Raw genomic sequence first — 25,244 nt, 5'->3', positions numbered from 1 at the left:
CCGCCATTGGTTGCCGCCCCCGGCCGCGTCGGGTAAACCCTGCGCAACTCGGAACGGCTTTTGCCGCCGATTCTGGCCTCATGCATCTGTTTTTGGGAATTCCATGCATCGCTACCGGTCACATACCTGCGGCGCGCTGCGCGAGAGCGACATCGGCCAATCCGTCCGCCTTTCCGGCTGGTGCCATCGTATCCGCGACCATGGCGGCGTGCTGTTCATCGATCTGCGCGACCATTACGGGCTGACCCAGTGCGTCGCCGACCCGGATTCTCCGGCGTTCAAGGACGTCGAGAAATTCCGCTCGGAATGGGTGGTGCGGATCGACGGCAAGGTCCGCCGCCGGCCCGAAGGCACCGACAACCCGGAACTGCCGACCGGCATGGTCGAGATCTACATCAGCGAGATCGAGGTGCTGGGCCCGGCCGGCGATCTGCCGATGCCGGTGTTCGGCGAGCAGGATTATCCTGAAGACATCAGGCTCAAGTATCGTTTCCTCGATCTGCGTCGCGAGCGGCTGCACCGGAACATCATCAAGCGTGGCCAGATCATCGATTCGATCCGCAAGCGGATGAAAGATCAGGGCTTCTTCGAGTTCCAGACCCCCATCCTGACGGCGTCCTCGCCGGAGGGCGCGCGCGACTTCCTGGTGCCGTCGCGGCTGCACCCCGGCAAGTTCTACGCACTGCCCCAGGCGCCGCAGCAGTTCAAGCAGCTGACGATGATCGCGGGTTTCGACCGCTATTTCCAGATCGCGCCATGTTTTCGCGACGAGGACGCGCGCGCCGACCGCTCGCCCGGCGAGTTCTATCAGCTCGACGTCGAGATGAGTTTTGTGACCCAGGCCGACGTGTTCAGCGCGGTCGAGCCTGTCATGCGCGGGGTGTTCGAGGAATTCGCCGGCGGCAAGCCGGTGACGGCGAAGTTTCCGCTGATCCCCTACAAGGAGGCGGTGACGAAGTACGGGTCCGACAAACCGGATCTGCGCAATCCGATCGAGATGCAGGACGTCTCCGAGCATTTCCGCGGCTCCGGGTTCAAGGTGTTTGCGCGGATGCTGGAAGACCCCAAGAACCGGGTTTGGGCGATTCCGGCCACCGGGGGCGGCTCCCGCGCGTTCTGCGACCGGATGAACTCCTGGGCGCAGGGCGAGGGCCAGCCGGGGCTCGGCTACATCATGTGGCGCGAGGGCGGCGAGGGAGCAGGTCCGCTCGCCAACAATATCGGCGCCGAGCGGACGGTTGCGATCCGCGGGCAGCTCGGCTTGAAGGAAGGCGATGCGGCCTTCTTCGTCGCCGGCGATCCCGAGAAGTTCTGGAAGTTCGCAGGCCTTGCCCGCACCAGGCTCGGCGAGGAGCTCAACCTGGTCGCCAAGGACCGCTTCGAGTTTTGCTGGATCGTCGATTTCCCGATGTACGAATGGAACGAGGAGGAGAAGAAAATCGACTTCTCCCACAATCCGTTCTCGATGCCCAATATCGAGCCGGAGGCGTTCCTCGCGCTCGATCCAAACGACAACGATGCGCTGCTTGGCCTGAAGGCGATCCAGTACGATATCGTCTGCAACGGCATCGAACTGTCGTCCGGTGCGATCCGCAACCATCGTCCCGACGTCATGAAGAAGGCGTTCGCGATTGCGGGCTATCCCGAGGATGTGCTGGAGGCCAAATTCGGCGGCATGCTGCGCGCGCTCTCGCTCGGCGCGCCGCCGCATGGCGGCATCGCACCCGGGATCGACCGGATCGTCATGTTGCTGTGTGGCGAGGAAAATCTGCGCGAGGTCGTTCTTTTCCCGATGAACCAGCGGGCCGAAGACCTGTTGATGGGCGCGCCGTCGGAGGTGACACCCAAGCAGTTGCGCGAACTTCACATCCGGCTCAATCTGCCGCAAACATAACGCCACGGCTTGAACGGAGACCGGTCGCCGAAAGTGGATTCGGGGCTGTTGGCAGCCTGCGGGGGGATTGAATGCCGTCCTATTCTGAAGAACTCCGCGACGCGGCGCTGGCGTATCATCGGCTGCCGAAACCGGGGAAGCTCGAGATCCAGGCGACCAAGCCACTTGCCAACCAGCGCGACCTCGCGCTCGCCTATTCCCCCGGCGTAGCGGCCGCCTGCCTCGAGATCGCGAGGAATCCGGCCGAAGCGGCGTCGCTGACGGCGCGCGCCAATCTGGTTGCCGTGGTGTCCAATGGCACCGCAGTGCTTGGCCTTGGCAATATCGGCCCGCTGGCCTCGAAGCCCGTGATGGAGGGCAAGGCCGTCCTGTTCAAGAAGTTCGCCGGGATCGACGTGTTCGACATCGAGATCGCCGCCGATACGATCGAGCGCGTGGTCGAAACCGTAGCGGCGCTGGAGCCGACCTTCGGCGGCATCAATCTTGAGGACATCAAGGGGCCGGAGTGCTTCGAAATCGAGGCGCAGCTCAAGGCGCGGATGAAGATCCCGGTGTTCCACGACGACCAGCATGGCACCGCCATCATCGTCGGCGCCGCGATCACCAATGCGCTGCGGCTGACCGGCAAGAAACTGCCCGACGTGAAGATCGTCTGCTCCGGCGCCGGGGCGGCCGCCATCGCGTGTCTGAACCTGCTGGTCTCGCTGGGGGCGCAGCGCCAGAACATCTGGGTTTGCGATATCGACGGCGTGGTCCATGAGGGACGCAACACGCTGATGGATCGCTGGAAGGCGGTCTATGCGCAGAAGACCAGCGCGCGCGTGCTGGCCGACGTGATCGGCGGGGCGGACATCTTCCTGGGGTTGTCGGCGCCTGACGTGCTGAAGCCTGACATGGTCAAGGCGATGGCGGACCAGCCGCTGGTGATGGCGCTGGCCAATCCGACGCCGGAAATCATGCCGGACGAGGCGCGCAAGGCGCGTCCCGATGCGATGATCTGCACCGGGCGGTCGGACTTTCCCAATCAGGTCAATAACGTCCTGTGCTTTCCCTTTATCTTCCGTGGCGCGCTCGACGTCGGCGCCACCGCCATCAACGAGGAAATGAAGCATGCCGCGGTCGATGCGATCGCGCAGCTGGCGCGCGATCCGCCGTCGGATGCGGTGGCGCACGGCTTCGACGGCAGCGAGACCCAGGGGTTTGGACCGGGCTCGCTGATCCCGAGCCCATTCGACCCGCGGCTGATCCTGCGCATCGCGCCGGCGGTGGCGAAAGCGGCGATGGACTCCGGGGTGGCGACGCGCCCGATCAGCAATTTCGACGAATATACCGCGCTGCTGGAGCGCTTCGCATTCCGCTCCGGTCTGGTCATGAAGCCGGTGTTCGCCAAGGCCAAGACGCAGCCGGTTCGGGTGATCTACGCCGAGGGCGAGGACGAGCGGGTGCTGCGCGCCACCCAGGTCGTGCTTGAGGAAAAGCTGGCGCGGCCGATCCTGGTCGGGCGGCCGTCCGTGGTCGAGGCCAGGATCAAGCGGTTCGGCCTTGCGATCGAGGCCGGCAAGGATTTCGACCTCGTCAACCCCGAGGACGATCCGCGCTACCGCTCCTACGTGCAGACCTATATCGACGTGGCCGGCCGGCACGGCGTCACGCCGGAAGCCGCGCGCACCGTGGTTCGCACCAACGCCACCGTGATCGCCGCGCTCGCGGTGGTCCGCGGCGAGGCCGACGCCATGATCTGCGGCGTCGAGGGCCGCTACATGAGCCATCTGCGCCATGTCCGCGAGATCGTAGGATTCCTGCCGGGCGTCAGCGACTTCGCGGCGCTGGCGATGATGATCACCAGCAAGGGCTCCTATTTCATCGCCGATACGCAGGTGCGGCCCAATCCGAGCGCCGAAGAGCTTGCCGAAGTGGCGTCGCTGGCGGCGATCCACGTGCAACGGTTCAACATGAAACCGCGCGTCGCGTTCGTGTCACATTCCGACTTCGGCAGCTACGATACCGATTCCTCCCGCAAGATGCGCCGCGCCACCGCGCTCTTGAAGGAAAAGCACCCGGAAATCGAGGCCGACGGCGAGATGCAGGGCGATACCGCGCTCTCCGCGGCCGCGCGCAGGCTGGTGCTGCCGCACTCGAACCTGGAGGGCGAGGCCAACATCCTCATCATGCCGAACCTCGACACCGCCAACGTCGCCTACCAGATGATCAAGTCGCTGGCTGACGCGTTGCCGGTCGGGCCAATTCTGATCGGCCCGGCCCGGCCGGCGCATATTCTCACCCCCGGCGTGACGGCGCGTGGCGTGCTGAACATGACGGCGGTTGCCGCCGTCGAAGCCCAGGAACGTGCAGGCCGCGCGCAGCCGACCCTGTTCGGCTAACCAGGAATGGCCTTGGTTCTGCTGCTATCGGGGGCTTGATTGCGAGGGTGGGGCGTTCCGATTTCGGAGTTTGAAAAGCGGCGGCGAAACGCCCATAGTCATTGTGCCGCGTGTCAATCCTGCATTGCCATCTCAACGAGGCCTGTTCATGCCAGCGTTCGTTATTTTCGGGCGGATCCTGTTCGCCGTGCTCTTCATGTACACAGGCGCAACCAAGCTCTTTGCGATCCAGCAAACGGCGGACTTCATTGCCTCCAAGGTGACCATCCCCGCGCTGCTCGCGCCCTACACGTTGCAGCTCGAGAGCATGACCGGCATGCCGACGCCGCAATTGCTGGCGATTGCGGTCGGCGGGCTGGAGATTCTTGCCGGTTTGATGATCGCGGTGAATTTCCTGGCGAGATTCTTCGCGATCCTGCTGATCCTGTTTGTGCTCGCCGCCACCTTCTACTTCCACGATTTCTGGAATCAGGCGGCGCCCGACAACGCCAGGACATTGATCGAGGCCTTGAAGAACCTGTCGATCATCGGCGCCCTGTTCATGATCGTGGGCTATGGCCGCGGGCCGCGGCGGGACGAACCGGCCTACGGCGACGGCTGAGCCAGTTGGCGCCGTGGCGGCGCCTGTTCAGGCGCCGCGCCGCCATGGCGTCACGGTGACGCCCTCGGCCGCATCGAGCGTCTTCGGCGCGCCGGGGTGCAGACCGTGCGCGGCCAGGATGTCCTGCGGAGAATACGCGGGGACGCCGGGAAAGCAGGGTTCGCCGCCGGGAAGCCGCACCCGCGAGGCCACCGAGAGCCAGAATACGTCGTAGCGGTCCATGAACAAGCCGAATACGCCGGGGCCGCCGATCACCGCGATGGTGCCGCTGTCGACGCCGGCATGCGTGCAGGCGGCGGCAAAGGGTGCGCCGGCGGGATTCCACAGGGTCGCGTTCGGATTTAATGGGTCGGTCGCGATCGCTCCGACCTTGCGCGTCAGGACGATCCGTTTGCGCCGCGGCGAGTTCGGCTGGTCCTCGTAGGAATTGCGGCCGTGCAGGACGAGGTCGGCATGGTCAAGGGCGGCGCTGAAGAACGCCTTGTCACCCTCGAACTTCAATTCGTCGGGCATGAGATTGCGCGCGTCCGCCAGCATGCCGTCGGCGGAGACGATGACGTATCCTTCGATGCGCGGCTCCGGCACCGGCCTGGCCGCGTTATTCCGAGATCGTCTGCACGACGCTGGAAACCGGACGCGAATTCATGGTCGGCAGCTTCAGGTCCTTGACGACGCCCTCGTCATACTGGGCGATGGTTTGCACCGGCGCCTTGGCGCGCATCGCGACTACCTTGTAACCGCCGGCCTTCAGCCGCTTCAACAGATCGGGCAGCGCCTCGGCGGTGTGTTTCTGGAAGTCGTGCATCAGGATGATGCCCTTGCCGAGCTTGTCGACCTTGCGCATCACATTGTCGATCACGGTTTGCGGCTTGCTTGCCTTGAAGTCGAAGGAATCGAGATCGCAGGAGAAGATCGCGATGTTGCGGGTGCCGAGATAGGTCACCATCTCCGGCGGGTGCTGCAGCGCCGGGAAACGGAAGAACGGCGCCGGCGCCTTGCCGCCAAGCGCCCACTTCACGGCGCTGAAGCCTTTCTCGACCTCGTCCTTGCGCTGCTGCTCGTCCAGCTTCTTGTTGATGAGGGCGGCATGCGACCAGGTGTGCGATCCGATGGTATGACCCGCCGCCATCACCTGCCTGAGAATTTCCGGAAAATAGGTGGCGTGCTTGCCGATCGGGAAAAAGATGCCCGTGGTGCATTCTTCCGCGAGCGCTTTCAAGACCGCGGGCGTGTTGACCGGCCAGGGGCCGTCGTCGAAGGTCAACACCACTTCCTTGTCGCGCAGGAAGTCGAGATCCTTGAAATGCTCGAAGCCGAATCCGGGACCTCCTGTCGTGTCGATCTCGACGGTGCGGCCGATGCCGAGCGCGCCCGGGTTGTTGCAGGGCGGGCGGGTCGGGGCCGCCTGCGGCGAAGCCGGCGCCTGCGACCAGGCCGCACCCGACGCCAGCAGTGTCACCGCGCCTGCAAAGATCAACCCTGCTGCTATGCGCATGTTGTTTTCCCCAAAATCCATTTGTGGCCCGGTCGCCGGTGCACCCGTCGTCCCTCGGCCCTCGGGCCCCAATTTTACGTTATGGTATAGTACCCTAGTTAGAGGTGGCGCGCCAAGGCGGTGGTGGTCGTCACACCCAGCGGATTGGCTGGCAATTGATCAATCAGCTGTCGGCCAGAACCCGCGCAATCGCGGTCTTGACCCGTGTATCCGCGGGCACGACGGATTCTGGAAACACCTCGGCGATGTAGCCGTCCCGGCCGATCAGATATTTGTGGAAGTTCCAGCGCGGAACGTCTTTCGGTCGCGCCTCTGCCGCCCATTTGTAAAACGGGTGCGCGCCTGCGCCTTTCACCACCGTTTTGGCCGCGATTGGAAATGTGACGCGGTGATGTTGCGTGGCCGCGGTGATTTCGGTGGCGCCGCCCGGCTCCTGTCCGCCGAAATCATTGGAGGGCACGGCAATGATCATCAGGCCGCGGCCGCTGAACTCGGTCCACAATTCCTGCAAGCCGCCATATTGCGGCGTGAAGCCACAGAGCGAGGCGGTATTGACCACCAGGATCGGACGTCCGGCAAATTCGGCCAGCTTGATATCGCCGCCGGCCAATCCCAGAAACGAAAACGCGTAAGCTGTGATTCGGCTCATCGCTGGTTGCGCCGGGGCCGGTCTGGATGTCGTCAGGTCTGCGATTGCGGCCAGTGCCGCCGTCATCACGGTCCTGCGGTCGATCATGGAAAACCTCCGCTTTGCGCATCAATGGCGCTTAACATACTCCAACGCGCGCGCCGGCACGGCTCAACAAGACGTTATGAGTCGGTCCGAACTAGCGTAAGGGGACGATGAAATCGGTGCCTTCGCCGGTCTCGCCGCCCTGGCTGATGCCAAGATCGGACACCACGATCGAGGCGCCGGTGGTCAGCGTCTCCGCGATCCGCGCCATCGCATCCGGAGCAATAGTGATCCGGTCCAGCGCCTCGTGCGGATTGTTCGGAGCGGGGAGCGGCTTTGTTTCTGCAAGCGCGCCGCCGCCGGGGGCGCGGCGCCGTGCCGAACGGTCGGTTTCGTCGATGCGGACGGCATAGCGGGCCGTGACCGGCAGCGAGACCACCGACCAGCGCAGCAGATTCGGATCGTTCTTGTCCGCTTCCGCGGTGAACAGGTGGGTTCCAAGCGGCCGGTCGCTGGGCGCGATCGTCACCGGCACGTCGAACTGCGGCTTGAAGCTCTCTCGAACGTAAAGCTTCGAATCTTTGCGGCTCACGAATACTGCAATCTGGCCCGGACGCCTGGGCGGTTCGGGCTTTGCGGCGACCGCTTTCTCGGCGCCGGGCAGACGCGAGGTATCTTTCATGTCGGGCAGGGAAGCCGGCGTCGCGGCGACCGCCGCGACGGACTTGTCTTCGGCCTTGGGTACGGCCTTGTCTTCGTTCGCGGGATCGGCCCTGGCTTCGGCAGCGCCGGTCGGCTCCACGGCCGGAGCAACGGCGGTAACCTCGTCGGGCCTGGCTTCCGGAGGGGTCAAGCCCTTCGCCTCGGCCGGCTTATCGTCAGCCTGCATGGCGCCGATGGAAGCTCCGGCGTCCGATATCGTCGCGGCCGTGTCCCCCGCCTTCAAGGCGCTGCTCGCATCTGCTTTATGCAATTGTTCGCGCAATGAAGCCGCGTGTCCGACGGTCGATCGGAGTTCAAGGCTCGCATGCGCGTTGGCAAAGCTCGGGCTTGCAAACCGGATCGTGGAGCCGGCGTCAGCGCCCTTGTCACCTTTCACAGCAGGCGCAGACATGTTCGGCTCGTCGGCAATGAGGGGTTGTGGCCTCACCTTTTGCGCCACCAGCAGCGGATGCCCGAACGCCGCGGGCGTGATTTCGCCGGGCGTTATGATCACGCGCGCGCCCATCCGGGTCCAGTTCCACATCTTTATCGCGAACGCCATCGGCATGCGGATGCAGCCATGCGAGGCCGGATAGCCCGGCAATACGCCGGCATGCAGCGCGATGCCGGACCAGGTGATGCGTTGCATATAGGGCATCGGCGCGCCGCTATAGATGTTGGAGCGGTGTTTCTTGTTTTTCTGGATAATGCTGAACACGCCCATCGGGGTCGAATGCCCCCTCATGCCAGTGGACACCGGGCTTTCCGCGAACAATCCCTTGCCGTCGTAGACGCGGACCCGCTGCTGATCGAGCGAGACGGCGATGATCAGCGGTCCTTGCGGCTTGGCGCTCGCTTCCCTCTGGGTTGTCTCGGACTTGGCGGAGGGCCGGCGTGTCCGCTGACGCCGCGGCTGCGCCGTGGGCGCGGGCCGGTAGTAGCCGGGATAGGAGTCCTGCCAATAGAACAGGGCAGCCTCAGCCTCCGGTGCCGCGACAACGATTGCGGCCGCGGTCAGGATCGCCATCCGCCAAAATCGCGTTCTTGAAGCATCTACGCTTGCAAGTTTCGCACTGAAACGCCGATACCTACTCACGCGCACAATCCTCAACTCCGGATATTCGAGCCTGCTGTCCCGATGTCTTGTTGGTTGTCGCAGAGGGGTATGGCGTTCACCAGTATAGGCCCTCCAATTGCAGCGCTTTTGCCGCCAAGCGTAGCAAAAAAGCCTCACAATCCGTTAACTGGCCTAGCCGGCGGCTGGGCCGGCTACCCGACCTTCCCGTTGCTGGCCCGACCTTCCTGTACGGCTTTCCCGCACTACATAGGCGGGGATCGTTGCAGCGGAGATATCAATGACACCAGGGGCCGTCGTGAGATGTGACAGGAAATTGGCCGTTCTGGCCTTGATGGTGCTCGCCCTGAGCCTTTGGCAGTCGAACCCGGCTTCGGCCGCGGAGGAGCCGGACCTGATCTTTCGCCGTTCGACCGTTTTCAAATGGCTCAGTCCGAACGACAAGCTGGCAACCTATGCGCTGGATGACCCCGAGATCGAGGGGGTGGCGTGCCATTTCACCGTGCCGGAAAAGGGCGGATACAAGGGTTGGCTGGGTCTGGCGGAGGAGGTCTCAGACATTTCGCTGGCCTGCCGCCAGATCGCACCGATTCGCTTCAAGCAGAAGATGGAGCAGGGCGATGACATGTTCCGCCAGCGCCGATCGTTGTTCTTCAAGAAGATGCAGATTGTCCGTGGGTGCGACGCCAAGCGCAACGTGCTGGTTTACATGGTCTATTCGGACAAGCTGATCGAGGGTTCGCCGAAGAACTCGACCTCCTCGGTGCCCATCATGCCTTGGGGGCCCGCTGACGCTTCCGTTCAAAAATGCGGTGAATTCATCCAGTAGGGTAAGGTCTCGCCGCCAGAAGGCCCCGGGGCTTTATCGTTTGGGCGGATAGGAAGATGAATTTCTTTCGTCGCCTGGCGTGACCTTGCGCTCGCGGCATCCGACCAGATGCAAAAAACCCTGCGGTGCAGATATGTTATCGCCGAATTCTCCGGCCTGCTGCGACATCGCCCCACATGAGACTGCAACACCCGCCGGTGATTGTGGCCTGCCCGTCATGTTCAGGGAAAGTTCGATCCGCGGTTCACAAGGGCTATTTCCGCCTGTCACATTCTCAATAGCCGGCTGAGTGCAGGTCGTGGTTCCATTGCCAACATTGAGGTTGCCATTGCCCACGACGGCTCTCCTTCTGCGAGGAAGAATTGCAACGCGCGTTCACGAGAAAAGTTTCGGGTATTTGCGTGAGTCGGCGGGCGCGCGCCTGGGTTCAAGACGCTTCTGATATTGCTGGAGGACGGGTTTCCGACGCCGGCGATGACAAGGCGTTTTCGCTGAAATTATTGAGGTTTTTTCGCCAATGTTTCGTCGCTTTCCGCCGAAGAAACAATTCTCCTGTTCAATGAAACCGTTTTCCGCTTTCGGCGGAGATACCGTGAAACGGCCGAGCGATAAGCACATGCTGAGAGATGCCGCAAACCATAGCGAGGTTCGCGCCGCGGCCCATGGTGGTTGCGCCCGACTGAGCGAAGCAGACAGTTTTTCAGGAAGATCGCCGACAAAGGCCTTACATGCTTTCACGAATTTGCTCCGGCGTGATCCTAGCGTTCTGGCTCATCCTCGGGTCGGCGCATGCCCAGGTCCAGGTTCAGCCGCCCCAGACCTCGTTACGATCCCTGTTCAAGCCCGCCGATCCCCGCGGCGACTTCGTGCGGCAGTGCGCTCCGCATATGCTGGGACGCTGGGCGTATCCTGAAAGTGTCTGCGGTTGCCTGCACGATTATGCCGCGGCGGCCGTCGAGGATGCCGATTTGCGCGAAGCGCTGCTGCGCGGCATCAGCGAAACCGGCGTGCCGACGATCGAAGCCGCGTGGGTGCCTCCCGCCAAGCGTTCCCAGATCGGCCCGACCTTCACCAAGATCGCCAAGCCGGCGTTGCAGTGCATGTTCGAGCCGTCGAATCCGTGAGCGGCTTGGCGCATCGATCGTCCGCAAGTTCTAACGTCTTTTCGTTCCTAGCCTTGGAATGCATTGGCGTGTGCGCAGCACGCCTGTCGACGTCATCTGCGAGCCCAACACTTCCTTGACCTGCCCGGTCGGGCACGAGCCGTCATCGACGAGGACGCGCTGGCCAAGCCTGAGATCGACGATGTCCTGCTCGCGCGAAACCTGGTACGCGAGCGCCGGCGCTGCCATCAGCCACAGCACGATACTGGCGAGCGCGGCAAGTGACCCGCGTGCGGCCGTCTTCGTGAGCGTCAATACGATCTCCGTTGAGTTCGCTCTGGATCGGCCCTGACTGTAGGAGCGACTGGCCGATTCTGAAAGCAATCCAGGGGGTGGAGTTCCCGCCGGACTGTGCTTTGATCGAGCCTCGATCAGCACCAGGGAACCCCCATGAACGCCAACGAGAATACCCAGAGAATCCTCGACGCCGTCGATTCCGGATTTGCGGCGCAACTGGCAACGACGCGGGATTTTGTCGCGATTCCCTCGACTCGCGGCGCCGAAGGGCCTTGCCAGGACATGATCGGCGATCTCTTGCGGGCGCGCGGCTATGAGGTCGACGATTGGCATATCGACGTCGAGGAATTGAAGGATCTGCGCGGCTTCGGGCCGATCGAGCACGATTTCTCGAAGGCGCGGACGGTGGTCGGCACCTACCGGCCGGCGAATATCGCCGGCAAATCGCTGATCCTGCAGGGGCACTGCGACGTCGTTCCGGCCGGACCGCTCGACATGTGGGACGCGCCGCCATTCGCGCCTGTCGTCAAGGACGGCAGAATGTACGGTCGCGGCGCCTGCGACATGAAATCAGGCACCATCGGCGCGCTCTATGCGCTCGACGCGATCAAGGCCGCGGGCTTGCGGCCGACCGCGCGGATCCACTTTCAATCCGTGATCGAGGAAGAATCCACCGGTGTCGGCGCGCTCTCCACGCTTCAGCGCGGCTATCGCGCGGACGCCTGCTTCATCCCCGAGCCGACCGGCGGCAAGATGGTGCGCTCGCAGGTCGGCGTGATCTGGTTCCGGCTGCGGGTGCGCGGTTTCCCGGTGCATGTGTTCGAGGCCGGCTCCGGCGCCAACGCCATCATGGCAGCCTACCACCTGATCCAGGCGCTGCAGAAGCTCGAAGCCGAGTGGAACGCGCGCGCCAGCAAGGACAATCACTTTGCGGCAATCAACCATCCGATCAATTTCAATCCCGGAATCATCAAGGGCGGCGACTGGGCCTCCAGCGTGCCGGCCTGGTGCGACCTCGATTGCCGGATCGCGATCCTGCCGGGCTGGTCGGTGGCCGATTGCCAGAACGAAATCCTGGCCTGCGTGTCGTCAGCGGCGCGCGATCACCGTTTTCTTTCCAACAATCCGCCGCAGGTGGAATGGTCCGGCTTCCTGTCGGAAGGATATGAGCTGAAGGATTCCGCGGCGCCGGAAGCCGCCTTCGGCAAGGCGTTCAATGCGGTCTATGGCGGTGAGGTCCAGGACCTCGTCTTCACCGCGCTGACCGACACGCGCTTCTATGGGCTGAACTATGGCATCCCGAGCCTGTGCTTTGGCGCCAGCGGGGCGGCGATGCACGGCTTCAATGAATATGTCGATCTGGAGTCGCTGCGCAAATCGACCAAGGCGACTGCGCTGTTCATCGCCGAATGGTGCGGCGTGGAGAAGGCGTAGGGGAGTCTTCCACCCACAACGCCTTCACGATCTCATCCAGCCCGTCGGTCAGCGCGGCCGGGCCCGGCTGCAGGATCAGCGGCGACTTGATCTCGACGATGCGGTTGTCGCGCACCGCCGGAATATCGCTCCAGCCTGGACGTTGCCGGATGCGATCAGGTACCACCTTCTTGCCGCACCACGACGCGAGGATCACGTCGGGCGCGGCCGCGCGCACGACGTCGGGTGCGATGATGCGGTCCTTGGCCGCCTGCTGAAATCGCAGTTTCGGCAATACGTCCTCGCCGCCGGCGATCTCGATCAGTTCCGACACCCAGCCGATGCCGCTGATGAGCGGATCGTCCCATTCCTCGAAATAGACTTTTGGTTTGGGCTGCGGCCGCGGCGTCGAAGCGATATGCGCGAGGCGCTGCTCGAAGCCGGTTGCGAGTTGATCGGCGCGTTCGGACGCGTCGACCATGGCGCCCAACGTACGGATCATCGCGAGAATACCGGCAATGTCGCGCTGGTTGAAGACGTGGATGGCGACGCCCGCGCGGACCAGATCGGCGACAATGCCGGCTTGCAGGTCGGAGAAGGCCAGTACGAGATCCGGCTGCAGCGCCAGAATCTTCGGAATGTCCGCGGAGATGAACGCGGAAACCCGCGGCTTCTCGCGGCGGACTCCCGGCGGCCGCACGGCATAGCCGGAGACGCCGACGATGCGGTCCTGCTCGCCGAGCAAATACAGCGTCTCCACGGTCTCTTCGGTCAGGCAGACGATCCGGCGGGGCGGGAACTGGCGCATGCCGACGATATGCCCAATTCCCCGTGCCATGTCACGGCAACCATTACCTCGGAGGTCATTGTCTGATTTACCAGAGCAATTCATTCTGCTCTGGAACACGCACAGGGAAACCGGAGGATCCATGACGCCGCTCGAAAAACTCCAGTCGATGAAGATGCCGTTTGCGGAGCTGAAGGGCGTGACCTTCACCGAAGCGGAAGTCGATCGCGTGGTGGCAAAAATGTCGGTGCGGCCGGATCTCTGCACGCTCCGGAATACGATTCACGGCGGCGCGGTCATGGCGTTTGCGGATTCGGTCGGCGCGGCCGCAACCGTCCTCAACCTGCCCGCAGACGCGAAGGGCACCACCACGATCGAGAGCAAGACCAACTTCATCGGCGCCGCCAGGGAGGGGTCTACCGTGATCGCGACTGCAACCCCGCTACATCGGGGGCGGCGAACCCAGGTCTGGCAGACGCGGCTGGAAACCGAGGACGGCAAGCTGGTCGCGATCGTCACCCAGACGCAAATGGTGCTGTGATGAGGGTTTGGTTCCCTCTCTTCACAAAAAGTTAACAACAGTTGATTTTTTATGAAGCATTCCAAGGACTTGAATTTAATGGTGCGGCGCACAATGTTGACGGTCTAGGGATTCGACGCCTCCTTGAGGGTCTTTTCTCAGAGGAGATAGAACATGTACCTCACCGTCATCGCGGCCGCGCTCGCCAACAGCAGCGTGCGCACCTTGAGTCAGCTTGAATTGCCGTTGCTGCGCGATCACCTGTTGCGGCTCGACCGCAACAGCCGGCGTGACCGCTTCCAGGGCTTCATGGACGACAGCTTCATCGAGCGCTACGCCGAGAAGTGCACCGACGATGGTACGATCGTGATCGGATATTTCGAGAACGGGTTGGTCCGCGGCGCAGCCGAACTGCACCCGCCCGATTCATCGCCGGGTTCACTTCCCGAAATCGCCTTCAGCGTCGAATCATCGGTACGGCGGCGGGGATTGGGCAGCATCCTGTTCCGAAAGCTGATCGCGGAAGCGCGCGCCAAGGGCTACCAGAGCCTGCGGATCACTACCGGCGCACAGAATGACGCGATGCGAGCGCTTGCGCGCAAGTTCGGGGCGCAGCTGACGTTCCGCCACGGAGAATCCACTGGCACGATCGACGTGTCGCAGCCGATCGCGGGCGAACTTGGGACCTCATGGGTCGAAAACGCGGCGAGCGCCACGCGCGCGATGGCGGGACTGAACCGCGCCTATTGGCGATTGCTGCTTCGCATCTATGGATTTGGCCGCACCATCTGACGGGCCCGCGTCAGCGCGCTCGCTGGTGCGCATCACGATGCCAGGCAACCCGGCCGGACTTTACGTGCCGGTGCGCTTGTCGTTGCTGAAGCGCCTGACCACGCGGCGCTCGACCACGACCGAGCGCTGCGCGCCTTGCTCGCCGGTAATAACGCGGGTGGCTGATCGCGCCAGCGCGCGGCCGGTCTTCTTCACTTCAGCCATGACGTCCTCATAGGGCAGTCCCATCAGGGCGGCAGCGATTTCCGCTTGCTGTTTCGGATCATCGGTCATGCCGACCGCGGCGAAGATGGCCTCTTCCAGCGTTGGCGGATCGCGCCGAACGCGTCGAGTGCCGTATTTCGTTTTCCAGTCTTCACTCATTGGAGCCTCGCGCCGGGTCATGCAAACCTAGGTGTCCCAATGTTGCATTGCAATATGAATTTCGCATGGCATTGCAGCCATGCACCTACAATTTTTCTCCAGCTCGGTCGCGGCATCGTTCCTAGGGTGCGCGATTGCCGGTCGCGCGCTCATCCAGCGACTGCTGCGGCCAGCGTTTAAGCGCGGCGTGTCCGGCGTCGGTAAGCACGTAGATGCCGCGCTCGGCGCGGTCGAACCAACCATAGACGTTGTTCAAAAGGATCTTGCCAGCGTCCGGCACTTCCACCCTAATATCTCGAACGCGACGTGGACCCTGCGCCAGCGCCGACGCGCAGGCCAGCGCCTGCTGTCGGTAGGCCGTCATGATCGGCGCGCGCGTCGACCCGCCCTTCGCCGGATCGCCCCTTCGCTTCTGGTGCTCCGCGATCAGCCGCGAGCGCTTTTTCTGGTTGCGGCGTGGGGCCGCGGTCGGCGGCTTGACGATCACCTCGACGTCACCGGTGTTGGTGACGGCCAGCATGCCAAACCCAAGGCGGCGGCAGAGATTGCGATATCGCGCGTCGCTTTCGCGCCCCTTGCCGCGTGTAGAAAGTCTTGCGGCCAGCCAGACCTCGTCGGCCGCGCCGGCGCGATCGACCGCCTGCAGGATGAGTTCCAGATTGAACGAAAGCTTCAATTCGCCGATCACCACGACCGGCGGATCGTCGCCGCTCAGCGCCACCAGGTCGCAGCCGCCGACCTCGCCCTTGACCGTGAAGCCGAGCTTTTCGAGGAAGCGTTTGACGGGCAGGTAAAGCGCGGTTTCCACTGCTAGCTCCGGCGGCGCTTGCTGGCCGCGAATCAACCTGTGGATACTAACCGATTCAAGCCGCACCCATGATCGGGCATCACAGGGGGAAACTAAACGCGTCCGCTCACCGGCAGTAGCGCGCCGGTGACGCCGCTTGCCCTATCGCTGGCGAGAAACAGGATCACCTCGGCCAGTTCTTCCGGACTCACCCACTTCGCGAAATCGGCTTTCGGCATGCTGGCGCGATTGGCCGCCGTGTCGATGATCGAGGGCAACACCGCGTTAACCGTGATCTTGCCCTTGTATTCGGCGGCGAGCGCCTCGGTCAGGCGATGCACGCCGGCCTTGGAGGCGGCGTAGGCGCCCATGCCGGCGCCGGCCTGCAACGCCCCCATTGCGCCGATATTGACGATCCGCCCGGCAGCCGATGCGAGGAGATGCGGGATCGCCGCGCGGGAGGCGTTAAGCGCCGTGGTGACATTGAGGGCATACATTCGCTGCCAGGTCGCGGGATCGCCATCGGCCACGGTCTCGAAGGAGAATCCGCCCGCGATATTGATCAACGCGTCAAGCTTGCCAAAATGCGCCGCGACGGCATCGACTGCCTTCCGCGCCAACGCTGCGTCGGTGAGATCGACGCCACCAAGCAGCAGCAGATCAGCCGTGGTCGGGGACGGGGTCTGCGTCGGGGCGTGGTCGATGCCCGCTACCTTGGCCCCGCGCGCCAACGCCTCTTCCGCGACCACCCGGCCCAACGCACCCAGCGCACCCGTCACGACCACGACTGTTCCGTCCATGATGGGTTTCCTGCGGCATCAAGAAGCGAGGGCTACTATCGTCAGTTGCCCTTGGATTGCAATGCGGTGGATATCCGGACAAAAAGCCGATAAATGGGGCCGAATAGATAAAATTTGCCGGAGTTTTGTAAGCCGTTTGCAGAATCCCTTCGCTACAACCGCGCCAGCAAACCAGGCAGGGGATTAGCCATGAGGAGTCTAGCCGATCACGGTTTACCGCTCGTTCAGCTTAAGGAGCAGCGGCGCGACCTGGTTGTGGCGCTACAGAATCGCAACGGACCGGTTTCAAGCTGGGAATTGATGCAGATCGCGGCAATCCAGCAGGCGATATCAGCCTTCGAAGACGTCATCGCCGATCTCGATGCCGAACTGGAAATGGAAGCGGCGGCGTAAGCCCGCTGCCTTCCACCCAGCCGCAAGGAGCGATCCAGCGGTCAGCCTCCCGAATTCAGCCTTGCAGGTAGCGCGCCTGGAGGCTCGCACGGTCGGCAGCGCCGAGACCCAGGCCGTCGCGGAGGTAGGCTTCCAGGTCGCCATAGTCGGCGTCGATGGCCTCGAACGCGGCGGCAAGAAACGATTCCTGCACCGAGCCCAATACCTGCTTGACGTCTTCGGGCAGATCGCTGCCGGAGGCGGGATCCCTGCGGTAGTAGCGGTTAGTAAGCAGATAATCTTCGGCAATGATGTCGTCGGCAACGCCGAGGGTGTGCAGGATCAACGCGCAGGCAAAGCCGGTGCGGTCCTTGCCGGCGGTGCAATGGATCACCAGCGGCGCGCGGTCTTCCAGCAAATGGGCAAACAACGCGCGGAAGTGGCGCGTGTTCTGCTGGACATAGTTGCGATAGGAATCCCGCATGATGTCGACGGCGTGCGCCGTCGACAGCGCCGTGCCGGCAGCCATGATCGCGCGCAGCGCGGCGACCACGGTAGGCTCGACCGGCAGTGAATGTACGGCAATATCGGGCATGCCACATAGCGCGGCGGCGCGTTCTTCGGTACCCCGGAAATCGAATGCGCTGCGGACGCCGAGGTTGCGCATGACGGCGATGTCGTCGTCGGTGAGATGGCCGAGGTGGTTGGAACGAAAAATCTGTCGCCAGCGCACGAGGCGGCCATCGCGGGTGGGATAGCCGCCGAGGTCGCGAAAATTGCTGGCGCCAGCCAGGTTGAGATGGCGGGCAGGTGATTCTGACATCTGGCTCAAACGATCTCGCGCGGCGGACACGGAACGGGCAGGGCCCTGCCGTCTGCCCCGCCTCGTCTATACTGGACTCTCTCGCCAGCAAAAGCATGAATTGTCGGGGGCAGCAATTTTCGGCGCTGGTTTGGTCGGCACGTCCGCTGGGTTCGCAATACTCGGGAGAGGTAGCGCCCCCTTGGGATCACGAAAGCCGGGCGACAGCCTCAAATACGCCAGTCGGCAAGTGACCGTTTGCCGGCAGGCGTGAAGCGAGCAGAGTGAAACGGGCCGAAACGATTTCGCCCCGGCCCGCCGTAGTTCCCACACCTAGCGACGATCGCCGGGCGGGTCCTTGCCGAGGATCTTGCGGACATCAGTGGTTTCGCTCGGCGTCGGCTTCCGCAATGGCGGCTGCGTGGTACCAGCTACCACTGCAGTCCGCGAGGTTCACCGACGGCGCGGCTAACTCGCTCCTGATCTCTTCAAGGGGAGGTCCCTTGAGCGCCGACCGGCCCCCGGCAGGGAATTGGTAGATCTTGGCCGACCCTTGAGGTGTGGTTGGATTCATCATCTGTCTCTCCATCGCGCCAAGCGCGAGCTTCCATGGTGCGCCCGACTCGTTTTCCAGTCGTTACATCCGCGATATCATTGGTGCCTGTGGTAGATGCAAGATGACCAAGATGGCATCACCTGTTGGCCAAATATTGGGCATTTCCGCCGCTGCTACTAATATAGCAGCGCATTGTAATCAACGCGCGACCATTGGGAAGGTTGCCCGCGAAGAGCGGGTCATACGCCTGACAGCTTTGGGAAGTGCCGCGGCGGGCGTTGATCAATGCAATTTCAGCATTGCGCTAATGCCGGAAAAATGGGCGTGACAGGCGTGGCCAATCGAGCGCGCGGCTGTCTGCGCCGCGCAGTTGCCGCGCGTCTATGCCGCACCTTTTTTCGTTCGGCCAAGCGCGGTATCCGCCGGTTGGTGGGTACCTCAATTGGCATGCAAAATGCTTATAGGAAAATGGCCTGACCTGGCCGGGTACATCTGTGCGCAAATCGACGGTTTTGGATCAGAGAATCAGGGTCCTTGGTTTCCCGCAATATGCCGCACCAACTCAAGAGAGGCTCAATGACCAAGTACAAGCTCGAGTATATTTGGCTCGACGGGTATACGCCGACACCGAACCTGCGCGGCAAGACGCAGATCAAGGAGTTCGACTATTTCCCGACGCTGGAACAGCTTCCGCTGTGGGGCTTCGACGGTTCCTCGACCCTGCAGGCCGAAGGCCACAATTCCGATTGCGTACTCAAGCCGGTCGCAATCTTTCCCGACGCCGCCCGTGAAAACGGCGCGCTGGTGATGTGCGAAGTCATGATGCCCGACGGCAAGACACCGCACCCCTCGAACAAGCGCGCGACGATCCTCGACGATGAAGGCGCCTGGTTCGGTTTCGAACAGGAATACTTCTTCTACAAGGACGGTCGCCCGCTCGGCTTCCCGAGCAGCGGCTATCCGGCGCCACAAGGTCCGTACTACACCGGCGTCGGCTACAAGAACGTCGGCGACGTCGCCCGCAAGATCGTGGAAGAGCATCTCAACCTCTGCCTCGCCGCCGGCATCAACCACGAAGGCATCAATGCCGAAGTGGCGAAGGGCCAGTGGGAATTCCAGATCTTCGGCAAGGGCTCGCGCAAGGCTGCCGACGAGATGTGGATCGCCCGTTACCTGATGCTGCGGCTGACCGAGAGTTACGGCATCGATATCGAATTCCACTGCAAGCCGCTCGGCGACACCGACTGGAACGGCTCCGGCATGCACGCCAACTTTTCGACCAAATTCATGCGCGAAGTGGGCGGCAAGGAGTATTTCGAAAGGCTGATGGATGCCTTCAGGAAGAACCGCGCCGATCACATCGCGGTCTACGGTCCGGACAACCATATGCGCCTGACCGGGAAGCACGAGACGGCGTCGATCGACACCTTCAGCTACGGCATCGCCGACCGCGGCGCCTCGATCCGGGTTCCGCACTCGTTCGCCAACAACGGATACCGCGGTTACCTGGAAGATCGCCGCCCGAACTCGCAAGGCGACCCCTACCAGATCGCTTCGCAGATCCTCAAGACCATCGCGGAAGTTCCGACCGGCGCCAAGGCGGTCGCGGCCTGAGATACGATACTGGGCGGGTACGTGTGCGCCAACTGATCCGCCGGGGCCTATCGTCTCGGCGGGATCGTTGCGTCTTGATGACGCTGACGCCAAATAGCTCGGCTCTAAGCCGTTTCCCGGCGTCATGAACCGCGCTACATAGCGGCCTTGGGTTTGCCTAGGGGCGTTCATTGTTCGAAGGATTTTACAAGGTCAGGTTTCAGCTCGGCGCCGCGGTCGGGCGCAGCGTCATGTATGCGGGCGATGGCAGGATGCTGGGCGGCAATTCGGCCTTTGCTCATATCGGCACCTACGAAAAGGGCGATGACGAGGTCGGCATCGAGATCAAGACGGTCCGCCATAATCCGGATCCGAACTATCGCGCCATGGCCGGCACCGACGATGCAACCTTGCTGGCGAAGGGCAGGCCGGACGGCGATCTTTACCGTCTTGAGGGCGGGTTGAAAGAACTGCCCGGCGTGATGTTCCAGGCCGTCATGACGCCGATCGAGCAGGAGGCGGTGCCGATTGCCGGCGGTGTCGGAGAGGCGGGCATTGTCAACGGCCTCTATTCGATTCACGTCCGCATGCTCGACGGTGTCGAGGGCGGCTTGACCGGCGTGATGCTGCTCAATGACGGCCGTATCCTCGGCGGCGACGCCTCGTTCTATTATCTGGGCACCTACACCTCGGAGAAAGGCCGCTGGAAGGGCCAGATCCTGAATCAGGAACACACCCCGTCCAAGGGGGAGAATCCCGTATTCGGCGGCCATGATGTCGGCATCGGCTTTTCCGGTACCTGCGACGAGCAGGGGGCGTTACTGGAAGCGACCGCGCTCGCCGGCAAGCGCAGCCTGCGTATGACCGCGGTGCTCAAGTTGATGCGCCTGTTGTAGCGGGCATCGCGCCCGCGACAGCTGCACGGCGATCGCGGCAACCGCTTCCACAAACGGGCCAGATGTCCTAAGCAGCGGCCGCAACGATTTCCTCCGTTTCAGGCCCCAATGATCCGTCTCGATAACGTCAGCAAGCAAGTCGGCCACCAGATCCTCTTCATCGAAGCTTCGGCGGCGCTGCAGAAGGGCGAGAAGATCGGCCTCGTCGGCCCGAACGGGGCCGGCAAGACCACGCTGTTCCGGATGATCTCCGGCCAGGAGCCGCCGGATGAGGGCCAGGTCTCGCTCGATCGCGGCATCACCATCGGCTATTTCAGCCAGGACGTGGGCGAGATGGCCGGGCGCAGCGCCGTAGCCGAGGTGATGGACGGGGCGGGGCCGGTCAGCGCCGTGGCGGGCGAACTGAAGCAACTCGAGGCCGCGATGGCTGATCCCGATCGCGCCGACGACATGGACGCCATTATCGCGCGCTATGGCGAGGTGCAGGGGCGCTTCGAGGAACTCGACGGCTATGCCCTCGACGGCCGCGCGCGCGAGGCGCTGTCCGGCCTCGGCTTCAGCGAGGAGATGATGGAGGGCGACGTCGGCGCGCTCTCGGGAGGCTGGAAGATGCGGGTGGCGCTGGCGCGCATTCTGCTGATGCGGCCGGACGTCATGCTGCTGGACGAGCCGAGCAACCACCTTGATCTGGAAAGCCTGATCTGGCTGGAGCAGTTCCTCAGGGGCTACGAGGGCGCGCTGCTGATGACCTCGCACGACCGCGAGTTCATCAACCGCATCATCAACAAGGTCGTCGAAATCGACGGCGGCACGCTGACGACCTATTCCGGCGACTACGAATTCTACGAGCAGCAGCGCACGCTGAACGAGAAGCAGCAGCAGGCCCAGTTCGAACGCCAGCAGGCGATGCTGGCCAAGGAAATCAAGTTCATCGAACGCTTCAAGGCGCGCGCCTCGCATGCGGCGCAGGTGCAGAGCCGGGTCAAGAAACTCGACAAGATCGAGCGCGTCGAGCCGCCGAAGCGGCGCCAGACCGTGGCGTTTGACTTCCTCCCGGCGCCGCGCTCGGGCGAGGACGTCGTCAGCCTGAAGGGCGTCCACAAGGGCTATGGCGGCCGCAGCATCTATCAGGGACTCGATTTCATGATCCGCCGCCGCGAGCGGTGGTGCGTGATGGGCGTCAACGGCGCCGGCAAGTCGACGCTGTTGAAACTGGTGGCGGGCGCCACTGAGCCCGACAACGGCACGGTGGCGGTCGGCGGCAGCGTCAAGATGGGCTACTTCGCCCAGCACGCCATGGATCTGCTCGATGGCGAGCGCACCGTGTTCCAGTGGCTTGAGGATTCGTTTCCGCAGGCCGGCCAGGGTTCGCTGCGCGCGCTCGCCGGCTGCTTCGGCTTCTCCGGCGACGATGTCGAGAAGAAATGCCGGGTGCTCTCGGGCGGTGAGAGGGCGCGGCTGGTGATGGCCCACATGCTGTTCGACCCGCCGAACTTCCTGGTGCTGGACGAGCCGACCAACCATCTTGACCTCGCGACCAAGGAAATGCTGATCAACGCGCTGTGCGAATTCGAGGGCACCATGCTGTTCGTCTCGCACGACCGGCATTTCCTGGCCGCGCTCTCCAACCGCGTGCTGGAACTGACGCCGGAGGGCCCGCATCTCTATGGCGGCGGCTACACCGAATATGTCGCACGCACCGGCCAGGAAGCGCCGGGGTTGCGCAGTTGAGCCATTCCCTTCCGCCGGGTTGTGCGACAACGGGCCTGCCGATACGCTGCCGCGCAAAACGGGGAGCGAACGGCCATGAAGCAGCTCAGGATCGGCGACATCACCATCGACGCGGTCATCGAGCGGGAGGGGCCGTGGCGAAGGCCGCAGGATTTCTTTCCGGCCTATGACGACAAGGTCTTCAAGCACCATCTCGCCACCATGGAGCCGGAGGTGTACGACGCCGCGCTGGGCATGATGGTGATCACCTACCAGACCTTCGTGGTCCGCACCCCGCGCCATGTCATCCTGGTCGACACCTGCACCGGCGAGGACAAGGGTCACCCGCCGCCGTTCGACTTTCCCGGCAAGGAGCGCTGGCGCAACGAATTGTTCGCGCTCGGCGTATCCTACGAGCAGGTCGACTACGTGTTCTGCACCCATTTGCACATCGACCACACCGGCTGGAACACGACGCTGCGCGATGGCCGCTGGGTGCCGACATTCCCCAATGCGAAATACATCTTCCACAAGCGGGAATACGCGGCGTGGGAGGCGGAGAACGCCAAAGGCGCCAACCCGCCCGGCACGGTGTTCCGGGACAATTGCCTGCCGATCATGGAAGCCGGCCAGGCGGTGCTGGTCGACGACGACTACGCGCTCGACGATACCGTGACGCTGACGCCGACGCCGGGGCATTCGCCCTGTCACTGCTGCGTCAACATCTTCTCCAGGGGCAAGCGCGCGGTGGTGGCCGGCGACCTCATGCATCACGTGATCCAGTGCCGCGAGCCCGACTGGTCGGCCAAGCCGGACTGGGATCCGAAGCAGTCCGCGATTTCGCGGCGCAAGTTTTTCGCCTCCGTCGCCGGCACCGACACGCTGATCCTGCCGGTGCATTTTCCGACACCGACCGCCGGCCTGATCACGGCGGACGGCGACCGTTTCGATTATCGTTTCCGGAGAGACTGATCCGGCGGTTTACGCGCGCATGCGGGCGATGGCGCCGGCGATGATCTGCATGGCGACGCCGCCGACCCATCCGGCCATGATCATCCAGATCCAGGTCATATGCGGATCGTGGCGCAGCACGATCAGGCCGACGGAGGCGAAGGCCGCGGCGGTGGCGAGGAAGGTGCCGATCGCGCTCAGCAGCTCCGGCGTGTCGATGTCGCGGATCCGGTTGCCGCCGTCAAAGGGCCGGGGAGGGGTGTCGATCCCGAGATAGAAGCCGAACGCGCCGCCGATCATCATCATGAGCAGGAAGGCCTGGGTGGTCAGCGCGGCGTGGCTGGTTCCAACCAGCGCCGCCACGAACAGCCCGCTCGCCGCGCCGGCCATTGCAAGCCCGAGGCGTTCCAGGACGTGGGCGAACTTTCGGACGCGGGTTTGCATGGCTTCACCGCCGCTGAGGCGCACAGGATAGGCCGATCGGCGGCCCGGTGGAAGCAACCTGCCGCTGTGGAGGGAACGCCGAATTGATCCAGCGCAAGCGCGAACGTAGGGTGTCGCGCGATGACCCACCGGGAGACCCCACCGCCATGAGCATTTTCAGCAGTCCCTTCGACCCCGCGCGCGAGGCGGCGCTGGTCACCGGCGCCGGCAACGGCATCGGCCGCGCCATTGCCCAGGCGCTGGTCGCCGAGGGCGTCCGCACGGTGTTCGCCGACGTCAACCCGGATACGGTCGCGGCGGCCGCCAGGGCCTCGGCCCGGCCGGATCTGGCGACGACCTGGGTCGGCGATCTCGCCGATCCCGCCGCGCGCGAGGCGCTGCTGGCGGCGGCCGCCGCCGCGGTCGGACGGGTGACGCATTTCGTCCACTCGGCCTCGCCGCCGAGGCGCGAGGCCGACCACGCCATGGCCGTCAGCGCGGCGACCTGGGCGCAGATGCACGCGGTGAATCTGGATGCCGGATTTCACCTTTCGCGCGAGCTGGCGCGCAGGCTGATCGCCGACCGGGAGCCCGGCTCGTTCCTGCTGCTGACCTCGCTGCATGCCGGCACGCCGCGCAACATCGTGCATTATTCGACGGCGAAGGCCGGGCTTGCGATCCTGGTCAAGGAGCTGGCGCGGACGTTCGGCCGCTCCGGAATCCGCGTCAACGCGCTGGTGCCCGGCGCAATCGCCGCCGGCGGCTTCGTCGCCGATCCGGCACTCGCCCGGCACATCCCGCTCGGACGGCTCGGCCAGGCCGAGGACCTCGCGCCGATGGCGCTGGCGGTGCTGTCGAACCGGATCTCGGCCTATGTCACCGGCGCCGCGATCGTGGTCGACGGCGGCCTGTCGCTGATGAACTGGTTCGAGCCGCCGGAAATCTGAACCCCGCTAACGCGAGCCTAACCATGCGGTTGAACGAAATTTTAACCGCGATTTGTGAGCATGACGGAACATTCCTGAGAGCGTTCGCATGGTCTACCCCCGGCGGTTTGCGCGTACCCGGCCAACAGGCCACGTCTCCAAGACAGTCAAGCTCCAGGTCAGCCCCAAGTCGCCGTTGATCGAGTGCCGGCTGGTGGACTATTCCGCCGGCGGCGCCTGCCTCGAGCTGAACGGGCAGGTCAAGCTGCCGGAGCGGTTTGACATGTTCTACGGCACCACCAAAAAGCGCTGCCGGGTGGTGTGGAGCCGCGGCATCCGCCTCGGCGTCTGCTTCTAGCGCTCGCGGCACTTTCACCCCGATTTACCGCAACGGCATCGGCGGGCGCACCACCGGCGCGCCGTCGTTGGCGAGCGCCGGCGGCGCGGGCTGGGCCGACCCGGGAGGCGGCGGCACGTAAGCGGCCTGCGGCGGCGGATCGGCG

Annotated in this window: 29 protein-coding genes; 16 read left to right on the top strand and 13 right to left on the bottom strand. The window is 63.7% G+C overall.

The annotated features are described in order from the left end of the window. The first annotated feature begins 103 nt into the window (after nucleotides 1–103). From aspS to Q0D31_RS17285, 3 genes are all read left to right on the top strand, one after another. Nucleotides 104–1,894: an aspartate--tRNA ligase gene (aspS, locus tag Q0D31_RS17295; RefSeq protein ID WP_291853639.1), complete on the top strand. Its 1,791-nt coding sequence runs from the start codon at nucleotides 104–106 to the stop codon at nucleotides 1,892–1,894. A gap of 71 nt (nucleotides 1,895–1,965) precedes the next feature. Continuing rightward, the gene (locus tag Q0D31_RS17290) at nucleotides 1,966–4,275 is read left to right on the top strand and encodes an NADP-dependent malic enzyme (RefSeq protein ID WP_291853636.1); all 2,310 of its coding nucleotides are present in this window, start codon (nucleotides 1,966–1,968) and stop codon (nucleotides 4,273–4,275) included. Between the two features lie 148 nt (nucleotides 4,276–4,423). Next, complete coding sequence (locus tag Q0D31_RS17285) at nucleotides 4,424–4,876, top strand: DoxX family protein (protein ID WP_291853633.1); 453 nt, start codon at nucleotides 4,424–4,426, stop codon at nucleotides 4,874–4,876. A 27-nt stretch (nucleotides 4,877–4,903) separates the two neighbouring features. Here Q0D31_RS17285 and Q0D31_RS17280 read toward each other — a convergent pair whose 3' ends face one another. From Q0D31_RS17280 to Q0D31_RS17265, 4 genes are all read right to left on the bottom strand, one after another. Beyond that, entirely contained in the window at nucleotides 4,904–5,413 is a 510-nt protein-coding gene (locus tag Q0D31_RS17280) for a dihydrofolate reductase (protein ID WP_291853853.1), read from the bottom strand. Nucleotides 5,414–5,474: 61 nt separating this feature from the next. Beyond that, complete coding sequence (locus Q0D31_RS17275; protein ID WP_291853630.1) at nucleotides 5,475–6,371, bottom strand: polysaccharide deacetylase family protein; 897 nt, start codon at nucleotides 6,369–6,371, stop codon at nucleotides 5,475–5,477. Between the two features lie 163 nt (nucleotides 6,372–6,534). After that, nucleotides 6,535–7,107, bottom strand: coding sequence for a glutathione peroxidase (locus tag Q0D31_RS17270; protein WP_291853627.1), 573 nt, complete (start codon nucleotides 7,105–7,107; stop codon nucleotides 6,535–6,537). A 91-nt stretch (nucleotides 7,108–7,198) separates the two neighbouring features. Further along, nucleotides 7,199–8,773, bottom strand: coding sequence for a L,D-transpeptidase family protein (locus Q0D31_RS17265; RefSeq protein ID WP_291853624.1), 1,575 nt, complete (start codon nucleotides 8,771–8,773; stop codon nucleotides 7,199–7,201). A gap of 328 nt (nucleotides 8,774–9,101) precedes the next feature. Between Q0D31_RS17265 and Q0D31_RS17260 the strand changes: the two genes are divergently transcribed. After that, on the top strand, nucleotides 9,102–9,650 hold the full coding sequence (locus Q0D31_RS17260) for a CreA family protein (RefSeq protein ID WP_291853621.1): 549 nt from the start codon (nucleotides 9,102–9,104) through the stop codon (nucleotides 9,648–9,650). Nucleotides 9,651–9,683: 33 nt separating this feature from the next. Here Q0D31_RS17260 and Q0D31_RS17255 read toward each other — a convergent pair whose 3' ends face one another. Further along, nucleotides 9,684–9,986, bottom strand: coding sequence for a hypothetical protein (locus Q0D31_RS17255; RefSeq protein ID WP_291853618.1), 303 nt, complete (start codon nucleotides 9,984–9,986; stop codon nucleotides 9,684–9,686). A gap of 392 nt (nucleotides 9,987–10,378) precedes the next feature. Here Q0D31_RS17255 and Q0D31_RS17250 point away from each other — a divergent pair, with 392 nt between their 5' ends. Next, the gene (locus Q0D31_RS17250; RefSeq protein ID WP_291853615.1) at nucleotides 10,379–10,774 is read left to right on the top strand and encodes a hypothetical protein; all 396 of its coding nucleotides are present in this window, start codon (nucleotides 10,379–10,381) and stop codon (nucleotides 10,772–10,774) included. Between the two features lie 30 nt (nucleotides 10,775–10,804). On the opposite strand, the gene Q0D31_RS17245 is transcribed toward Q0D31_RS17250, so the two are convergent. After that, nucleotides 10,805–11,068 (bottom strand): DUF6719 family protein, encoded by a 264-nt coding sequence (locus tag Q0D31_RS17245; RefSeq protein ID WP_366518528.1) that lies wholly within the window; start codon nucleotides 11,066–11,068, stop codon nucleotides 10,805–10,807. A 135-nt stretch (nucleotides 11,069–11,203) separates the two neighbouring features. Here Q0D31_RS17245 and Q0D31_RS17240 point away from each other — a divergent pair, with 135 nt between their 5' ends. Beyond that, on the top strand, nucleotides 11,204–12,484 hold the full coding sequence (locus Q0D31_RS17240) for an ArgE/DapE family deacylase (RefSeq protein WP_291853612.1): 1,281 nt from the start codon (nucleotides 11,204–11,206) through the stop codon (nucleotides 12,482–12,484). Here Q0D31_RS17240 and Q0D31_RS17235 read toward each other — a convergent pair. Continuing rightward, the gene (locus Q0D31_RS17235; protein WP_291853848.1) at nucleotides 12,450–13,271 is read right to left on the bottom strand and encodes a cobalamin-binding protein; all 822 of its coding nucleotides are present in this window, start codon (nucleotides 13,269–13,271) and stop codon (nucleotides 12,450–12,452) included. The genes Q0D31_RS17240 and Q0D31_RS17235 overlap by 35 nt on opposite strands. A 121-nt stretch (nucleotides 13,272–13,392) precedes the next feature. Here Q0D31_RS17235 and Q0D31_RS17230 point away from each other — a divergent pair, with 121 nt between their 5' ends. After that, nucleotides 13,393–13,791 (top strand): PaaI family thioesterase, encoded by a 399-nt coding sequence (locus Q0D31_RS17230; protein WP_291853609.1) that lies wholly within the window; start codon nucleotides 13,393–13,395, stop codon nucleotides 13,789–13,791. 153 nt (nucleotides 13,792–13,944) lie between these two features. Continuing rightward, nucleotides 13,945–14,562 carry a GNAT family N-acetyltransferase gene (locus Q0D31_RS17225; RefSeq protein WP_291853607.1) on the top strand — a complete coding sequence of 206 codons (618 nt, stop codon included), beginning with the start codon at nucleotides 13,945–13,947 and terminating at the stop codon, nucleotides 14,560–14,562. A gap of 60 nt (nucleotides 14,563–14,622) precedes the next feature. Here the strand turns inward: Q0D31_RS17225 and Q0D31_RS17220 are convergent, their stop codons facing one another. The 3 genes from Q0D31_RS17220 to fabG form a co-directional block, all read right to left on the bottom strand. Further along, the gene (locus tag Q0D31_RS17220; protein WP_291853604.1) at nucleotides 14,623–14,925 is read right to left on the bottom strand and encodes a hypothetical protein; all 303 of its coding nucleotides are present in this window, start codon (nucleotides 14,923–14,925) and stop codon (nucleotides 14,623–14,625) included. A 121-nt stretch (nucleotides 14,926–15,046) separates the two neighbouring features. Continuing rightward, entirely contained in the window at nucleotides 15,047–15,733 is a 687-nt protein-coding gene (locus Q0D31_RS17215) for a DUF2161 family putative PD-(D/E)XK-type phosphodiesterase (protein ID WP_291853601.1), read from the bottom strand. Nucleotides 15,734–15,825: 92 nt separating this feature from the next. Then, the gene (fabG, locus tag Q0D31_RS17210; RefSeq protein WP_291853598.1) at nucleotides 15,826–16,512 is read right to left on the bottom strand and encodes a 3-oxoacyl-ACP reductase FabG; all 687 of its coding nucleotides are present in this window, start codon (nucleotides 16,510–16,512) and stop codon (nucleotides 15,826–15,828) included. A 189-nt stretch (nucleotides 16,513–16,701) separates the two neighbouring features. Between fabG and Q0D31_RS17205 the strand changes: the two genes are divergently transcribed. After that, a complete protein-coding gene (locus Q0D31_RS17205; protein ID WP_291853595.1) occupies nucleotides 16,702–16,905 on the top strand; it encodes a hypothetical protein in 204 nt (67 codons plus the stop codon). 55 nt (nucleotides 16,906–16,960) lie between these two features. Here the strand turns inward: Q0D31_RS17205 and Q0D31_RS17200 are convergent, their stop codons facing one another. Together Q0D31_RS17200 and Q0D31_RS17195 are read right to left on the bottom strand one after the other, a co-directional pair. Continuing rightward, nucleotides 16,961–17,707 carry a tyrosine-protein phosphatase gene (locus Q0D31_RS17200; protein WP_291853592.1) on the bottom strand — a complete coding sequence of 249 codons (747 nt, stop codon included), beginning with the start codon at nucleotides 17,705–17,707 and terminating at the stop codon, nucleotides 16,961–16,963. Between the two features lie 358 nt (nucleotides 17,708–18,065). Beyond that, nucleotides 18,066–18,260, bottom strand: coding sequence for a DUF2735 domain-containing protein (locus tag Q0D31_RS17195; RefSeq protein WP_366518531.1), 195 nt, complete (start codon nucleotides 18,258–18,260; stop codon nucleotides 18,066–18,068). 103 nt (nucleotides 18,261–18,363) lie between these two features. Here Q0D31_RS17195 and Q0D31_RS17190 point away from each other — a divergent pair, with 103 nt between their 5' ends. The 5 genes from Q0D31_RS17190 (at nucleotide 18,364) to Q0D31_RS17170 (ending at nucleotide 23,413) form a co-directional block, all read left to right on the top strand. Beyond that, the gene (locus tag Q0D31_RS17190) at nucleotides 18,364–18,570 is read left to right on the top strand and encodes a hypothetical protein (protein ID WP_291853588.1); all 207 of its coding nucleotides are present in this window, start codon (nucleotides 18,364–18,366) and stop codon (nucleotides 18,568–18,570) included. A gap of 248 nt (nucleotides 18,571–18,818) precedes the next feature. Beyond that, nucleotides 18,819–19,856 (top strand): glutamine synthetase beta-grasp domain-containing protein, encoded by a 1,038-nt coding sequence (locus Q0D31_RS17185; protein WP_291853586.1) that lies wholly within the window; start codon nucleotides 18,819–18,821, stop codon nucleotides 19,854–19,856. A 170-nt stretch (nucleotides 19,857–20,026) separates the two neighbouring features. Beyond that, nucleotides 20,027–20,731 (top strand): GrlR family regulatory protein, encoded by a 705-nt coding sequence (locus tag Q0D31_RS17180; protein WP_291853584.1) that lies wholly within the window; start codon nucleotides 20,027–20,029, stop codon nucleotides 20,729–20,731. Between the two features lie 108 nt (nucleotides 20,732–20,839). Next, nucleotides 20,840–22,462 (top strand): ABC-F family ATP-binding cassette domain-containing protein, encoded by a 1,623-nt coding sequence (locus Q0D31_RS17175; RefSeq protein WP_291853582.1) that lies wholly within the window; start codon nucleotides 20,840–20,842, stop codon nucleotides 22,460–22,462. 75 nt (nucleotides 22,463–22,537) lie between these two features. Continuing rightward, nucleotides 22,538–23,413 carry an MBL fold metallo-hydrolase gene (locus tag Q0D31_RS17170; protein WP_291853580.1) on the top strand — a complete coding sequence of 292 codons (876 nt, stop codon included), beginning with the start codon at nucleotides 22,538–22,540 and terminating at the stop codon, nucleotides 23,411–23,413. Nucleotides 23,414–23,422: 9 nt separating this feature from the next. Here Q0D31_RS17170 and Q0D31_RS17165 read toward each other — a convergent pair whose 3' ends face one another. After that, entirely contained in the window at nucleotides 23,423–23,836 is a 414-nt protein-coding gene (locus Q0D31_RS17165) for a hypothetical protein (RefSeq protein ID WP_291853578.1), read from the bottom strand. Between the two features lie 146 nt (nucleotides 23,837–23,982). Here Q0D31_RS17165 and Q0D31_RS17160 point away from each other — a divergent pair, with 146 nt between their 5' ends. Together Q0D31_RS17160 and Q0D31_RS17155 are read left to right on the top strand one after the other, a co-directional pair. Next, nucleotides 23,983–24,762: an SDR family oxidoreductase gene (locus tag Q0D31_RS17160; protein WP_291853576.1), complete on the top strand. Its 780-nt coding sequence runs from the start codon at nucleotides 23,983–23,985 to the stop codon at nucleotides 24,760–24,762. Nucleotides 24,763–24,850: 88 nt separating this feature from the next. Beyond that, complete coding sequence (locus Q0D31_RS17155; RefSeq protein WP_291853574.1) at nucleotides 24,851–25,099, top strand: PilZ domain-containing protein; 249 nt, start codon at nucleotides 24,851–24,853, stop codon at nucleotides 25,097–25,099. The last annotated feature ends 145 nt before the right edge of the window (nucleotides 25,100–25,244 follow it).

The sequence above is a fragment of the Bradyrhizobium sp. genome (assembly GCF_022844465.1).
In the GTDB taxonomy this organism is placed as follows: Bacteria; Pseudomonadota; Alphaproteobacteria; order Rhizobiales; family Xanthobacteraceae; genus Bradyrhizobium.
Note: the sequence above shows the minus strand (reverse complement) of the source record. Positions and strands in the feature narration are given on the sequence as shown.